Origin of the sequence: Enterobacter cloacae complex sp. 370H10 (assembly GCF_050031535.1) — a bacterium.
Taxonomy (GTDB): Bacteria; Pseudomonadota; Gammaproteobacteria; order Enterobacterales; family Enterobacteriaceae; genus Enterobacter; species Enterobacter intestinihominis.
This window is the reverse complement of record NZ_JBLGWG010000001.1, coordinates 3,872,782-3,886,714: the sequence shown is the minus strand read 5'-3', so window position 1 is coordinate 3,886,714 and position 13,933 is coordinate 3,872,782. Positions and strand designations below refer to the sequence as shown.

Annotated in this window: 16 protein-coding genes, 1 tRNA gene and 1 pseudogene; 12 read left to right on the top strand and 6 right to left on the bottom strand. The window is 53.5% G+C overall.

Annotation, left to right across the window (positions count from 1 at the left end; translation table 11 throughout):
- Nucleotides 1-135: 135 nt before the first annotated feature.
- Nucleotides 136-1,116, bottom strand: a complete 981-nt coding sequence (ygfZ, locus tag ACQG2Q_RS19105; RefSeq protein ID WP_032626101.1) for a tRNA-modifying protein YgfZ — start codon at nucleotides 1,114-1,116, stop codon at nucleotides 136-138.
- 294 nt (nucleotides 1,117-1,410) lie between these two features.
- On the opposite strand from ygfZ, the gene sdhE reads away from it, so the two are divergent.
- A complete protein-coding gene (gene sdhE, locus ACQG2Q_RS19100; RefSeq protein ID WP_003863437.1) occupies nucleotides 1,411-1,677 on the top strand; it encodes an FAD assembly factor SdhE in 267 nt (88 codons plus the stop codon).
- Entirely contained in the window at nucleotides 1,658-2,068 is a 411-nt protein-coding gene (locus tag ACQG2Q_RS19095; protein ID WP_022649305.1) for a protein YgfX, read from the top strand. The genes sdhE and ACQG2Q_RS19095 overlap by 20 nt, the downstream gene beginning before the upstream one ends.
- A gap of 1 nt (nucleotide 2,069) precedes the next feature.
- Here the strand turns inward: ACQG2Q_RS19095 and fldB are convergent, their stop codons facing one another.
- Entirely contained in the window at nucleotides 2,070-2,591 is a 522-nt protein-coding gene (gene fldB / locus ACQG2Q_RS19090; RefSeq protein WP_015571793.1) for a flavodoxin FldB, read from the bottom strand.
- A gap of 101 nt (nucleotides 2,592-2,692) precedes the next feature.
- Between fldB and xerD the strand changes: the two genes are divergently transcribed.
- The 5 genes from xerD to lysS all read left to right on the top strand — a co-directional run bounded on the left by xerD (nucleotide 2,693) and on the right by lysS (nucleotide 8,786).
- Nucleotides 2,693-3,589, top strand: a complete 897-nt coding sequence (gene xerD / locus ACQG2Q_RS19085) for a site-specific tyrosine recombinase XerD (protein ID WP_003863442.1) — start codon at nucleotides 2,693-2,695, stop codon at nucleotides 3,587-3,589.
- A 28-nt stretch (nucleotides 3,590-3,617) separates the two neighbouring features.
- Nucleotides 3,618-4,331 carry a bifunctional protein-disulfide isomerase/oxidoreductase DsbC gene (gene dsbC / locus ACQG2Q_RS19080; protein WP_022649304.1) on the top strand — a complete coding sequence of 238 codons (714 nt, stop codon included), beginning with the start codon at nucleotides 3,618-3,620 and terminating at the stop codon, nucleotides 4,329-4,331.
- A 5-nt stretch (nucleotides 4,332-4,336) separates the two neighbouring features.
- A complete protein-coding gene (recJ, locus tag ACQG2Q_RS19075) occupies nucleotides 4,337-6,070 on the top strand; it encodes a single-stranded-DNA-specific exonuclease RecJ (protein ID WP_063849475.1) in 1,734 nt (577 codons plus the stop codon).
- Nucleotides 6,071-6,160: 90 nt separating this feature from the next.
- Nucleotides 6,161-7,259, top strand: a protein-coding gene (prfB, locus tag ACQG2Q_RS19070) for a peptide chain release factor 2 (protein WP_096147815.1) whose coding sequence is annotated in 2 segments (ribosomal slippage) — nucleotides 6,161-6,235 and nucleotides 6,237-7,259 — 1,098 coding nt in all. Because the reading frame shifts where the segments join, the coding sequence is not laid out codon by codon here.
- 9 nt (nucleotides 7,260-7,268) lie between these two features.
- A complete protein-coding gene (gene lysS, locus ACQG2Q_RS19065; RefSeq protein ID WP_022649302.1) occupies nucleotides 7,269-8,786 on the top strand; it encodes a lysine--tRNA ligase in 1,518 nt (505 codons plus the stop codon).
- A 48-nt stretch (nucleotides 8,787-8,834) separates the two neighbouring features.
- On the opposite strand, the gene idi is transcribed toward lysS, so the two are convergent.
- Nucleotides 8,835-9,377, bottom strand: coding sequence for an isopentenyl-diphosphate Delta-isomerase (gene idi, locus ACQG2Q_RS19060; protein WP_022649301.1), 543 nt, complete (start codon nucleotides 9,375-9,377; stop codon nucleotides 8,835-8,837).
- Between the two features lie 163 nt (nucleotides 9,378-9,540).
- Between idi and actS the strand changes: the two genes are divergently transcribed.
- The 3 genes from actS (at nucleotide 9,541) to ACQG2Q_RS19045 (ending at nucleotide 11,024) form a co-directional block, all read left to right on the top strand.
- Entirely contained in the window at nucleotides 9,541-10,281 is a 741-nt protein-coding gene (actS, locus tag ACQG2Q_RS19055; protein WP_063849474.1) for an amidase activator ActS, read from the top strand.
- Between the two features lie 80 nt (nucleotides 10,282-10,361).
- Nucleotides 10,362-10,435 (top strand) — tRNA-Gly (locus ACQG2Q_RS19050).
- A gap of 274 nt (nucleotides 10,436-10,709) precedes the next feature.
- Nucleotides 10,710-11,024, top strand: a complete 315-nt coding sequence (locus ACQG2Q_RS19045) for a hypothetical protein (RefSeq protein WP_045308808.1) — start codon at nucleotides 10,710-10,712, stop codon at nucleotides 11,022-11,024.
- Here the strand turns inward: ACQG2Q_RS19045 and ACQG2Q_RS19040 are convergent.
- Nucleotides 11,021-11,827 (bottom strand): DUF4225 domain-containing protein, encoded by an 807-nt coding sequence (locus ACQG2Q_RS19040; protein ID WP_048965624.1) that lies wholly within the window; start codon nucleotides 11,825-11,827, stop codon nucleotides 11,021-11,023. The two genes, ACQG2Q_RS19045 and ACQG2Q_RS19040, sit on opposite strands and share 4 nt — an antisense overlap.
- A gap of 240 nt (nucleotides 11,828-12,067) precedes the next feature.
- Here ACQG2Q_RS19040 and ACQG2Q_RS19035 point away from each other — a divergent pair, with 240 nt between their 5' ends.
- Nucleotides 12,068-12,484, top strand: coding sequence for a recombinase family protein (locus tag ACQG2Q_RS19035; RefSeq protein WP_233156161.1), 417 nt, complete (start codon nucleotides 12,068-12,070; stop codon nucleotides 12,482-12,484).
- 150 nt (nucleotides 12,485-12,634) lie between these two features.
- Here the strand turns inward: ACQG2Q_RS19035 and ACQG2Q_RS19030 are convergent, their stop codons facing one another.
- Both ACQG2Q_RS19030 and ACQG2Q_RS19025 read right to left on the bottom strand, forming a co-directional pair.
- Entirely contained in the window at nucleotides 12,635-12,793 is a 159-nt protein-coding gene (locus tag ACQG2Q_RS19030) for a hypothetical protein (protein WP_154818291.1), read from the bottom strand.
- Between the two features lie 81 nt (nucleotides 12,794-12,874).
- Nucleotides 12,875-13,113, bottom strand: a pseudogene (locus tag ACQG2Q_RS19025) (integrase); the annotation flags it as partial.
- Between the two features lie 120 nt (nucleotides 13,114-13,233).
- Here ACQG2Q_RS19025 and ACQG2Q_RS19020 point away from each other — a divergent pair.
- Nucleotides 13,234-13,932, top strand: coding sequence for a hypothetical protein (locus ACQG2Q_RS19020; RefSeq protein ID WP_063849473.1), 699 nt, complete (start codon nucleotides 13,234-13,236; stop codon nucleotides 13,930-13,932).
- Nucleotide 13,933 lies beyond the last annotated feature (1 nt).

Below are 13,933 nucleotides of genomic sequence, written 5' to 3'. Positions count from 1 at the left end.
CACCACCGCCGTATGTTCCCCTCACCCTAACCCTCTCCCCGGAGGGGCGAGGGGATTGCTCAGTGCTCGCATTAATTTGTGGGGAACCCTCAGCCCACAGGGAGAGGGTGAATATCAACACCGGGCGATACAGCATCAATCTTCCAGTGAATACGGCAGCGGCTCAATGCTGAGCGTGTTTGCATCGTCCCGCACGCGGAACACGCTGTCGGGCTCCATATCATTATTCATGACAACCTGCACCAGCAGGCGGCCATCATCGAGCTGGACGGCGGCTAACACGGTGCCGGTACGGCGCCAGTTTTCGCCCATCTTCATCTCGAGATCTTCACCCGCTTCCGGCACACGGCTGGCGTGACCAGCCAGCGTCCACAGGGCACGTTTGTTCGCGCCGCGGAATTTCGCACGCGCCACCATTTCCTGTCCGGTGTAGCAGCCCTTCTTAAAGCTGATACCACCCAGCGCCTGGATGTTTGTCGCCTGCGGGATAAACTGCGCGCTGTTTGCCGCGTCAATAACCGGCAGGCCCGCTTCGATGTTCAGCGCCAGCCACTGCTGGCTGTTGTTGAGCTGTGCTTCACCGCGCAGGGCGTCAGTGACGCGTTCCGCCGTTGCTTCGTCGGTTACCAGCAAGAAGCGCTCCGCAGGGTGTTCGAACCACAGAATGGAGGTTTCTCCCTCGCTGATCAGCTGTTTTCCGGCATCCGGTAGCTCGGCAAACAGGTTTTTCAGCGCTGCACGCGCCTGGAAACCCGCGACCCCCAGCAGAACGTGTTCATCGTCCGGGGCGATGGTGACTTTAGAAAAGACCGCGTATTTTTTCAGCTCTTTAAGCTGGGCATCACGCAGGCTGCGACGCTCAATGAAGGCGAATCCGTCCTGACGGCGGAACAGACGCAGGTTGCTCCACATTTTGCCTTTTGGATCGCAATGCGCGGCCAGCAGATGCTGGTGCTCAGTCAACTGCGCCACGTCCGCCGTGACCTGGCCTTGCAGGTATTTTTCGCTGTCCGCACCGGTCAGTGTCGCCAGTGCCCAGTCATCAAGAGTAATCAGCGTCAGCGGCAGACGCGCAGAGGCGGCGGGCTGGCGAGGAGAAAATGGTGTAAATGCCATAGTGATGTCCTGAATTGCTTAACGCTTTGATAATACCTAATGGTAAAAGAGACTGTATTCAATGCAAGCGCTTTCAGCAGGCCATTCGTGCCATTACGCGGTTATGCGTGGCGCTACGCAAAATAGTGTAATCCGCTGTCTTTATAAGGATTATTCAGGAAGCTTGCTCGAGGTTCGCAATATTCCAGTAAAGAAACGGTCAAAAACACGTTACACTAGCAGGTGTTCCCGAAGAGCAATAATGAATACCGAACGGGATACCGACTGTGCCAAACGTAATGCAGGAAACAGAACATGGATATTAACAACAAGGCCCGTATTCACTGGGCGTGCCGTCGCGGCATGCGTGAACTTGATATCTCCATCATGCCTTTCTTCGAGTATGAGTACGACAGCTTAAGCGATGACGATAAGCGCCTGTTTGTCCGTCTGCTTGAGTCCGACGATCCGGATTTATTCAACTGGCTGATGAATCACGGCAAGCCCGCCGACACCGAGTTGCAACGGATGGTGCAATTAATTCAAACACGGAATCAGGAACGTGGTCCTGTGGCAATCTGATCTTCGCGTCTCGTGGCGCTCACAGTGGATGTCCTTACTGCTCCACGGTCTGGTCGCGGCAATGGTGTTATTGGTGCCGTGGCCGCTAAGCTATACCCCTCTGTGGCTGCTTTTGCTGTCGTTTGTAGTGTTTGACAGCGTGCGCAGCCAGCGTCGAATCAACGCCCGTCAGGGTGAAATTAAGCTGCTGATGGATTCTCGCCTGCGCTGGCAGGGAAAAGAGTGGGAAATGATAGGGACGCCGTGGATGCTCAACACCGGGATGATGCTACGGCTGCGTCGGGTCGAGGACAATCGTCGCCAGCACCTGTGGCTGGCAGCAGACAGTATGGATCCTGCGGAGTGGCGAGATCTGCGCCGGTTGATCGTGCAACAGCCGACGCAGGAGTAAATCAGCTGAACTGCTCGGCCATCTCACCCAGAATCTGCTCGCACCAGCTCTGGAGGCGCTCGTCGCTAAGATCGTACTGGTTGGTTTCATCCAGCGCGAGCCCGACAAACAGCTGGCCGTCGGCAATTATCGGTTTTTGACTGGTGAACTCATAGCCTTCCGTAGGCCAGTAGCCGATAAAGGTCGCGCCCTTTGGGGCCAGTTTGTCGTGCAGCATGCCGAGTGCGTCAAGGAACCACTCCCCGTAGCCCAACTGGTCGCCCATGCCGTACATCGCAATGATTTTGCCTTCAAAATTGACTGAATCAAGCTGATCCCAGATCGCTTCCCAGTCTTCCTGAATCTCACCAAAGTCCCAGGTAGGGATACCCAGAATCAGCACATCGTACTGCTCCATCAAGGCAACCGCGTCATCTTTCAGGTTATGCAACGTCACCAGTTCCGGGCCAATAATGTCGCGAATTTTCTCCGCCGCCATTTCGGTGTAGCAGGTACTGGAACCATAGAACAGACCAATATTCATCGCGTAACTATCTCAATTCTTGCTATGACTTTGCGCGTAGTGTACCAGAAACCGATGGCAATCAGGCATAATGGCCAGATTGCAGAACCATAGGGGTTGATGTGGAAAAGGATCTCGCACTCATCGAACAGTTTCTCGACGCGCTGTGGCTGGAGAAAAACCTCGCTGAAAATACGCTTAGCGCCTATCGTCGGGATCTCACTTTGCTGGTCGAGTGGCTGGCGCACCGGGGGCTGACGCTTGAAAGCGCACAAAGCGATGACCTGCAAGGGTTACTGGCTGAGCGGATGGAAGGGGGGTACAAAGCCACCAGCTCCGCACGTCTGCTGAGCGCCATGCGCCGCCTGTTCCAGCACCTTTACCGCGAGAAGATCCGCGCGGATGATCCCAGCGCACTGCTGGCATCGCCTAAACTGCCTCAGCGGCTGCCAAAAGATCTCAGCGAAGCGCAAGTTGAGAGATTATTACAGTCGCCCGCAGTTGACCTTCCGCTGGAGTTACGCGATAAAGCCATGCTTGAACTATTGTATGCCACGGGCTTGCGCGTTTCTGAGCTGGTGGGCCTGACGATGAGCGATATCAGCCTGCGTCAGGGCGTGGTGCGCGTTATCGGTAAAGGGAACAAAGAACGGCTGGTGCCGCTGGGTGAAGAGGCGGTCTACTGGCTGGAGACGTATCTGGAACACGGGCGTCCGTGGCTGCTGAACGGCGTCTCCATAGATGTATTATTCCCGAGCCAGCGCGCGCAGCAGATGACGCGACAAACGTTCTGGCATCGCATTAAACATTACGCCACACTGGCGGGTATTGACAGTGAGAAGCTGTCGCCGCACGTTTTGCGTCACGCCTTCGCGACGCATCTGTTAAACCACGGCGCGGATTTACGCGTGGTGCAGATGTTGCTTGGACACAGCGATCTTTCAACGACGCAAATATACACCCATGTCGCGACGGAACGCCTGCGGCAGCTACACCAACAGCACCACCCTCGCGCGTGAGTGCCGACGAATTGTTACAGGATCATATATGAAAAAGTCTTTAGCGCTGTTCACCCTGCTGGCAGCTTCGGTTTCCGGTTTTGCCCATGCGGATGATGCCGCCATTAAACAGTCTCTGACGAAACTCGGCGTCGCCAGCAGCGAGATCCAGCCAGCGCCGGTGGCTGGCATGAAAACGGTGCTGACCAACAGCGGCGTGCTGTACGTGACCGAAGACGGAAAGCACATCATTCAGGGGCCAATGTACGACGTGAGCGGTGCGCAGCCGGTGAACGTCACCAACCAGCTACTGATGAAAAACCTGAATGCGCTCGAAAAAGAGATGATTGTCTACAAAGCGGCGCAGGAAAAGCACGTCATTACCGTCTTCACCGACATCACCTGCGGCTACTGCCACAAGCTGCATGAAGAGATGAAAGACTACAACGCGCTGGGCATTACCGTGCGTTACCTGGCCTTCCCACGCGCTGGCGTGCAGAGTCAGCCTGAGCAGGATATGAAAGCGATCTGGTGTGCGAAAGACCGCAACAAGGCCTTTGATGATGCGATGAACGGTAAAGGCGTGAAGCCCGCCTCCTGCGATATCGACATCGCTAACCACTACGCGCTGGGCGTACAGTTTGGCGTGAGCGGTACGCCAGCCATTGTGCTGAGCAACGGCTATGTGGTGCCGGGCTACCAGGGGCCAAAAGAGATGAAAGCGTTCCTCGACGAACACCAGAAACAGACGGGTGGTAAATAATTCGCGTGAAAGCCCCGATAAAACTGCGCCGCCGCGATGCGGTTGAAACCGCGGATTTACCAGATACGCTTCCGCTGCTGTTAAAGCGGTTGTACGCCAGCCGTGGCGTGCGTACGGCAAGCGATCTTGAGCGCAGCGTTAAAGGCATGCTGCCCTGGCAAGCGCTGAGTGGCATCGAAAAAGCGACTGAAATGCTCTACGACGCGTTCCGTGACGGGACGCGGATTGTCGTGGTGGGCGATTTCGATGCCGACGGCGCAACCAGTACCGCGCTGAGCGTACTCAGCCTGCGTGCGCTAGGCTGCGATAACGTGGCTTACCTGGTGCCGAACCGGTTTGAAGACGGCTACGGCCTCAGCCCGGAAGTGGTCGATCAGGCCCATGCCCGTGGTGCACAGATGATCATGACCGTGGATAACGGGATCTCTTCTCATGCGGGGGTCGATCATGCCCATGCGCTGGGGATCCCGGTACTGGTCACCGATCACCACCTGCCAGGAGAAACCCTGCCAGACGCCGAAGCCATCATTAACCCGAACCTGCGTGACTGCGATTTCCCGTCGAAATCGCTGGCCGGAGTAGGGGTGGCGTTTTATCTGATGCTGGCGTTACGCACGTTGCTGCGTGATAAGGGCTGGTTCGAATCGCGCGGGATTGCCGTGCCGAACCTCGCGGAGTATCTCGATCTGGTGGCGCTGGGAACCGTGGCGGACGTGGTGCCGCTCGATACCAATAACCGTATTCTCACCTGGCAGGGCTTGAGCCGCATTCGGGCGGGCAAATGCCGTCCGGGGATCAAGGCGCTGCTGGAAATTGCCAACCGCGATCCGCTGAAGCTTGCGGCAAGCGATTTGGGTTTTGCCCTCGGCCCGCGCCTGAACGCGGCGGGGCGGCTGGACGATATGTCGGTTGGCGTTGCGCTGCTCCTGTGCGACAACATCGGCGAAGCGCGCGTGCTGGCCAGTGAGCTGGACGCACTCAACCAGACCCGTAAAGAGATTGAGCAGGGGATGCAGGCCGAAGCGCTGACCCTGTGCGAAAAGCTGGAGCGCAGCGGTGACACCCTGCCGGGCGGGCTGGCGATGTATCACCCCGAATGGCACCAGGGCGTGGTGGGCATTCTGGCATCGCGTATTAAAGAGCGTTTCCACCGCCCGGTGATCGCGTTCGCCCCCGCCGGGGACGGCACGCTGAAAGGCTCCGGTCGTTCCATTCAGGGGCTGCATATGCGCGATGCGCTGGAGCGTCTCGACACGCTTCATCCGAACCTGATGATTAAGTTCGGCGGCCACGCGATGGCGGCAGGCCTGTCGCTGGAAGAGGCGAAGTTCGAGGAGTTCCAGCGTCTGTTTGGCGAACTGGTCACCGAGTGGATCGATCCGTCTCTCTTGCAGGGTGAAGTGGTTTCTGACGGCGAGCTTTCTCCGGCTGAAATGACCATGGAGGTGGCGCAGATGCTGCGCGATGCCGGCCCGTGGGGGCAGATGTTCCCGGAGCCGCTTTTCGACGGACGTTTTCGTTTGCTGCAACAGCGCATCGTGGGCGAACGCCATCTCAAAGTGATGGTGGAACCGGTCGGCGGCGGGCCGCTGCTCGACGGCATCGCCTTTAACGTTGATACCTCCATCTGGCCGGACAACGGCGTGCGCGAGGTTGAGCTGGCCTATAAGCTGGATATTAACGAGTTCCGCGGTAACCGCACCCTTCAGATCATCATCGACAATATCTGGCCAATTTAGCGTCAGTAATCTCTATAAAAAAGGGCGTGGATTCGGTACAATCCCGCTCTTATCACCGCATTTTGACAAGCTCATAAAAGAAAACAGACCATGTTTGAAATTAATCCGGTAAAAAACCGCATTCAGGACCTCACGGAGCGCTCTGACGTTCTTAGGGGGTATCTTTGACTACGATGCCAAGAAAGAGCGTCTCGAAGAAGTAAACGCCGAGCTGGAACAGCCGGACGTCTGGAACGAACCTGAACGCGCGCAGGCGCTGGGTAAAGAACGTTCCTCCCTCGAAGCCATCGTAGATACGCTGGATCAAATGGCGCAGGGTCTGGAAGATGTTTCTGGGCTGCTGGAGCTGGCTGTCGAAGCCGACGACGAAGAAACCTTTAACGAAGCCGTGGCAGAGCTCGACGTGCTGGAAGAGAAGCTGGCGCAGCTGGAATTCCGTCGCATGTTCTCCGGCGAATACGATAGCGCTGACTGCTATCTCGATATTCAGGCAGGCTCTGGCGGTACCGAAGCGCAGGACTGGGCCAGCATGCTGATGCGTATGTATCTGCGCTGGGCAGAAGCGCGCGGTTTCAAAACCGAGATTATCGAAGAGTCCGAAGGTGAAGTGGCGGGTATCAAGTCCGTCACCATTAAGATTATTGGCGATTACGCCTACGGCTGGCTGCGTACTGAAACCGGCGTTCACCGCCTGGTGCGTAAGAGCCCGTTCGATTCCGGTGGCCGTCGCCACACCTCCTTCAGCTCCGCGTTTGTCTACCCGGAAGTGGATGAGGATATCGATATCGACATCAACCCGGCGGACCTGCGTATCGACGTTTACCGCGCATCCGGCGCGGGCGGTCAGCACGTTAACCGTACGGAATCTGCGGTGCGTATTACCCACATTCCAACCGGGCTGGTAACACAGTGCCAGAACGACCGTTCCCAGCATAAGAACAAAGACCAGGCCATGAAGCAGATGAAAGCGAAGCTTTATGAGCTGGAGATGCAGAAGAAAAATGCTGAGAAGCAGGCGATGGAAGACAACAAGTCCGACATCGGCTGGGGCAGCCAGATCCGTTCTTACGTCCTTGATGACTCCCGCATCAAAGACCTGCGTACCGGGGTTGAAACCCGTAACACGCAGGCGGTGCTGGACGGCAGCCTGGATCAATTTATCGAAGCAAGTTTGAAAGCAGGGTTATGAGGAACCAACATGTCTGAACAACAATCACAGGGCGCTGACGCGGTAGTCGATCTTAACAACGAACTGAAAACCCGCCGCGAGAAGCTGGCAGCGCTGCGCGAGCAGGGCGTGCCGTTCCCGAACGATTTTCGTCGTGACCACACCTCAGACCAACTGCACGCAGACTTCGACGGTAAAGAGAACGAAGAGCTTGAAGCGCTGAACGTTGAAGTGTCCGTGGCGGGCCGCATGATGACCCGTCGTATCATGGGTAAAGCCTCCTTCGTGACCTTACAGGACGTTGGCGGCCGCATTCAGCTGTATGTCTCTCGTGACGACCTGCCGGAAGGCATCTATAACGAGCAGTTCAAGAAGTGGGACCTGGGCGACATCCTGGGCGCTAAAGGTAAACTGTTCAAAACCAAGACCGGTGAACTGTCTATCCACTGTACCGAACTGCGTCTGCTGACCAAAGCCCTGCGCCCGCTGCCGGACAAGTTCCACGGTTTGCAGGATCAGGAAGCGCGCTATCGTCAGCGCTACCTGGATCTCATCTCTAATGATGAATCCCGTAAGACCTTCAAAATTCGCTCCCAGATCATGGCCGGTATTCGCCAGTTCATGGTTAACCGCGACTTTATGGAAGTAGAAACCCCGATGATGCAGGTGATCCCAGGCGGTGCCTCTGCCCGTCCGTTCATCACCCATCACAACGCCCTGGACCTGGACATGTACCTGCGTATCGCGCCGGAACTGTATCTGAAGCGTCTGGTGGTAGGTGGTTTCGACCGCGTGTTTGAAATCAACCGTAACTTCCGTAACGAAGGTATTTCCGTACGTCATAACCCAGAGTTCACCATGATGGAACTCTATATGGCGTATGCGGATTACAAAGATCTGATCGAGCTGACCGAATCCCTGTTCCGCACCCTGGCGCAGGATATTCTGGGCACCACGCAGGTCCCTTACGGTGAAGAAGTGTTCGACTTCGGCAAGCCGTTCGAAAAACTGACCATGCGCGAAGCGATCAAGAAATACCGTCCGGAAACCAACATGGCGGATCTGGATAACTTCGACTCTGCGAAAGCGATCGCTGAAAGCATCGGTATTAAGGTTGAGAAGAGCTGGGGTCTGGGCCGTATCGTGACCGAGATCTTCGAAGAAGTGGCCGAAGCGCACCTGATTCAGCCGACCTTCATCACCGAATACCCGGCGGAAGTGTCTCCGCTGGCGCGTCGTAATGACGAGAACCCGGAAATCACTGACCGCTTCGAATTCTTCATCGGTGGCCGCGAAATCGGTAACGGCTTTAGCGAGCTGAACGATGCAGAAGATCAGGCGCAGCGTTTCCAGGATCAGGTTAACGCGAAAGCGGCAGGCGACGACGAAGCGATGTTCTTCGACGAAGACTACGTAACCGCGCTGGAACACGGCCTGCCGCCGACGGCTGGCCTGGGTATTGGTATCGACCGTATGGTGATGCTGTTCACCAACAGCCACACCATCCGCGACGTGATCCTGTTCCCGGCGATGCGTCCGGTGAAATAAGCCGTTAAGACGTAAAAAAAGCCCCGTGCGTTTATCGCCGGGGCTTTTTTATTGCGCCGCAAAAGCGCTGAGTTTTTCGCGCGCAGTGTTCGCTTCCTGCACCATCCACGGACTAAATGCCCACGGTGTGGCGTCCAGCGCGCGGAAGAGCGCGTCCAGCTCCACCCACTGATACTCCATCACTTCGTCGCTATTGATTGCGAGGGTATTCGTTACGCGGGCGGCATAGACCGGGCAGATTTCGTTTTCAACGATCCCTGAAGGGTCGGCTTCACGGTAGCGGAACGCCGGGGCAACGGGGGTGATGTCGGTGATTTCGGCCCCGACTTCAAAGCGGCAGCGGCGGATAATCGCCTGCTCTGTCGCTTCGTCGGCCTGTGGATGTCCGCAAACGGAGTTGGTCCACACGCCGGGCCAGGCTTTTTTACTTAAGGCGCGCCGGGTAATCAGACATTCTCCGTTAGCGTTAAACAGCCATGAAGAGAAGGCCAGGTGTAGCGGGGTGTGTGACGTGTGCGCGGCGTACTTCTCCTGAGTGCCAATCACCTTTCCCTGGTCATTTACCAAAATAACGTGTTCTTGAATACTCATTGATGCTCCAGTGCCATAATGCTTAATGGTTCAGCACCATCAGCGGAATTATTATACTGCATTCTTATGCGAACGGTTTGGCCCACAGAGCGGAAAAGGGCATGACCCGCATCAGTTTGGGCTGCTATCATAGTGCGCCATTCACGCTGACCGAGGAGCTGTTTTGTTTGCAGGAAGCCTGACGAGAAACCCGATCATTGCCATTTTCTGCCTGACGCTGACGCTACTTGTAGCAGGATGCTCGGGGAGTAAATCTTCGGATATGGGCAGTTATTCCGGTGCCGTCTATACCGTTAAGCGCGGGGACACGCTCTACCGCATCTCACGTGCCACGGGGACCAGCGTGAAGGAGCTGGCGCGCCTGAATAATATTTCTCCACCCTATACCATTGAGATAGGGCAAAAGCTCAAGGTTAACGGCGGTTCCTCCTCAGGTAATAAGTCCTCAACGCGTAAAACAGCCAAAGTGACGCCATCCTATCAGGTGCCTAAATCATCCTGGCCGCCGGTCGGTCAGCGCTGCTGGATCTGGCCTGCAAGCGGAAAAGTGGTTGCGCCGTACTCGCTCTCGGAAGGGGGCAATAAAGGAATTGATATCGCTGCCGCACGCGGCACGCCGGTTTACGCTTCAGGGGCCGGGAAGGTGGTCTATGTCGGTAACCAGCTTCGTGGATACGGTAACCTGATCATGATTAAGCATGGTGAGGACTACATTACGGCATATGCGCATAACGACACGATGTTAGTGAATAATGGCCAGAACGTGAAGGCGGGGCAGAAGATTGCGACCATGGGCAGTACCGGGACGGATACGGTGAAGCTGCATTTTCAGATCCGCTATAAGGCCACGGCCATCGATCCGCAGCGTTATCTTCCGGCGCAGGGCAGTAAACCGAAGTGCTAAGTGATTATTTAATCGCCACTTAGTGGGGTAAAGGCTTGTATGAAGAGGCGTAAGGTCTATAATGCCTTACGCACCTCAAAGCGGGCGTAGTTCAATGGTAGAACGAGAGCTTCCCAAGCTCTATACGAGGGTTCGATTCCCTTCGCCCGCTCCAGTCTCCTCATAAATCAAGAAGTTATATTTCATCAGTTAGTTACGTTGCTCTGCTTTAGCAGGTACAACTAAAACTACCCAATGTTCTATATCCGTACCTGTCGCCTAACGGCTCCACTTGTTGCTGTATCACCAACGGGGCTTTATGGCTTCTATTGTCTGAAATCTGATACATTGCTTAAACATCATGTGGATTGCTGTAAAGTTCATCAGTATGATTGCTTGCACAATCAGCGATTGGGAAAACACTTCTGGAAGATTAGGGACGAGACGATATGAAAGTGACTGACGAGGCTTTGTTACGTTCAGGGTTTACACCATCGGATTTGCAGAAGATAAAAAACAACGTTGAAAGCTATGGCGGAACCTTGGGGGAAGCGATTCAGGATCTGGCTAATCGATTCAGGGTTGTTTTATGGATAACATCGGCATGTCTGATGGTTTTTATCATTTTAGTATTGTTTTCTGCGAAAGAAACCGTCGTGGGTGGTGGGATATCAATTCTGATCGCAATAGTCATCGTTGCATTTATTCAGCCGCCAGTCCTTTCTTATAAATCCTGGCGGTTCTGGAGAAAATTCAGAGACTAATGGTTCGATGTGTCAGTAGCAAGCAGGTCAAATATTACTTTGGCCTTAAGTCCATAACCTACTATTTTCATTGTTAATTTTGGACGGCTCATCGTATCGACCCTGCGATAGAAATCACGGGGCATCCATTTAAATAGCCTCCATGCCTCGGGTCTTCTGGCTAATCCAAAGATGCTATATACACTTGCAGTTAACGTAATAGCGTTATAAATCGCAAGTCCTGTTTCAGGCTTGAAACCCATAAACTGGGCCGCTTCCAAAGTGCCATCAGCCACAAGCCCCTCTGTTTTATATTGTTTTCCATATATACCAGGAATAATTTCTTTTGACAGACCGTTAATGCCATCTGTTACAAGGATAGCCCCTGCCAGCATACCTAAAGGTGTCATCGTAGCGACCATCAACGCACCGCCAGCAATTGCCATTCCAGAAACCACAATGTGAATAGCTGAAATTATGTAGCCGACGATTTTATTATTTTCCTTAACAAATTCGACCTTCGCGTAAAGCTGTGCGGCTCTGGTTCTTAACAGGCGTTCTTGTTCTTGTAGATTATCTGTTTCAGCACGCAGATTTTTGATGCATGCAATGCATTCTTCATCGGTTTTGGCCCGTCGTGCAGTTTCAAATTCTTTATCTACAACCTGTTTTATCTCTTCGACAAACTTGATACGTGTAAGACCATCTTGCAAATAGAATGCTGACAGCCGGTTTGCTGTTTCGACTAGTTTCCGGGCCTCCAGATTCACCATGGTATCTGACCATGTTCTGTTCCAGCCCCTGTTAAGCAACGCAATATCCATTAAAGACTCCTTTCCAAAATGTGTCTGGTCATTTTACGTGCAATAAGGTCGAAGACAACAGGAAATACTTACACAACCCGCCCCCGTAGGTGTCCCGTCTCTTTATCCTCCCAGTTTACATCCTCCTGCTTAAAATATCCCCGGCTCTATTATAGATCCGCTGAGTGGATCGATTAGCCGCCTAATAATTTCACTGGATCTGCATGAAATATCCTGGTGTTATCACTGCGTTACACTACTTTGCTTGCGTTGCAATTTGCCTCGCTTTATTACAACAGGCGAAACGCTGTCTTCCTGTGCCTTTGCCGTAACACTGCTGACTTGCTGGCAATGGTTGAGCGGTTAACAGAACGGGGTGTAGTTGTTCAGTTCCACAAAGAGGATTTTAAGACCGGGAAGAACTCTCCAGCAGGTAATATGATGCTGACCGTACTGGCAGCAGTCGCACAGATGGAACGTGAAACGATGCTGGAGCGCCAGCGTGAAGGTTACGAAGCAGCAAAAGCCGCAGGCAGGATCACCGGACGGGGCAAAGGTCGCTCTATTGATCGTGAAGCCATTAAAGCAGAACTCGCAGAAGGTAAAACCATTCGTGCAATCGCAGTAAGCCACAACGTCAGCACCAGAACAGTCATGAACATTAAGGCCGAAGCCTGAACAATTCTGAGAATTTGTTATTGACTTCTTCATGTACTTTGATGGTTTTTTGAATTCGATCTGGTGCTGTATTTCCGCTGCTTAATTCTTGGTAGTTCAAAGTATAATATGCAAGTTGTATTACTGATGATAAGAAACTATCAAGAGCATTTATATATTGCATTGTTGCATCATGTGCTCTGTCCCTATTTTTTGAGACAACCACTCATTAACCTTTCTCCTACCAAAAAGAACGCCCCCAACCACACTAACCGTTGTGACTGCATTGGAAGCGATAGAAATAACGTTATCCCATGCTTGTAAATCCATGTTCCTGCACTCTCCTGTAGTGAAAGGGGCAGGGCTTGTCCCTTGTTTTCATTCTAAATTACCGTAACTTACTAACTCCACTTACTCCGATAGCTCCTTCATCCCTGGGCCTTTGCTATAGGTTCTGAATGCTTCAGTTTTCGCTTTCTGTTCGGTGTGTCCGGTAATGGCTCCGATACGTTGTTCTGGCACCCCTGCACGGTCTAAGCAGGTGATGAACATTCCCCGTAAGCTGTGGGCAATGTGCCGCCACGAAGCCGGGTGAACTTTTGGCTGTACCACGGACCTCGCTTGTCTGACATAACCCTGATGATGTCGCTCCGCTCCGATTGGTGCTGTATCACCAATCGGGCATTAGGTTCGCTATTGTCTGCCAGTCTGGACTGGCTTAAAAATAGGCTATAACATTGGCAACATAAATCTTTCAAGGAGATGAAAGGATGAGCACCAGAGCGGAGATAAAGGATGGGGCGCAGTTTGACGTTTTGCGAAGGGGTGTCGTTTATACTGAGGTGCTTGGCTGGGTTGACATGGGGCACGCTCGGGGTAGTGATATCATGGAGCTTAAAAGCCAGATTATCGCGGGGGAGCTTAGCGGCAAACCTTCCTACATGGTTATGTATCGGCAGGACATGCACTTTGTGAAATTCAACTCACAATTCGGTGTAGGCAAGTTCTCTCGCTGGGAGATTAAACGTGGCCGGAGTACCGAAGATATTAACAGAATCATGCTGGCGATGATGATGAACACAGCAGCTCGATTTGAAGGCTTGCAAAGCCTGCGGGCTTTCTCTTGGTACACTGATAGTGGCTTTAGTGGTGAAGACTTGGTTTCTGATCTGTTCGGATTCCATCGAGCTATCATGCCAGGACGGTACGGATACCGCCTTAAACCTGTCAGTTATGATGCCGCCGTTCGTCGCTGGGATCATTACGGTGCTATTGGTTCCCATAAAAACCGTGGTTTCCGTCCGATTCTGTTCCCTGACCCGGAAGATCCGTGTGTGCGTCACCAGCCGTACACGGTGAACCTCCCGCATTTTATGACATGGCTGAAGCCGTGGGACGATTTCAGCTCTGGTAATGTCAAAGTTATTACAGACAATGGGACGTCACTTGGGTACACAGGGGTGAAGTGAT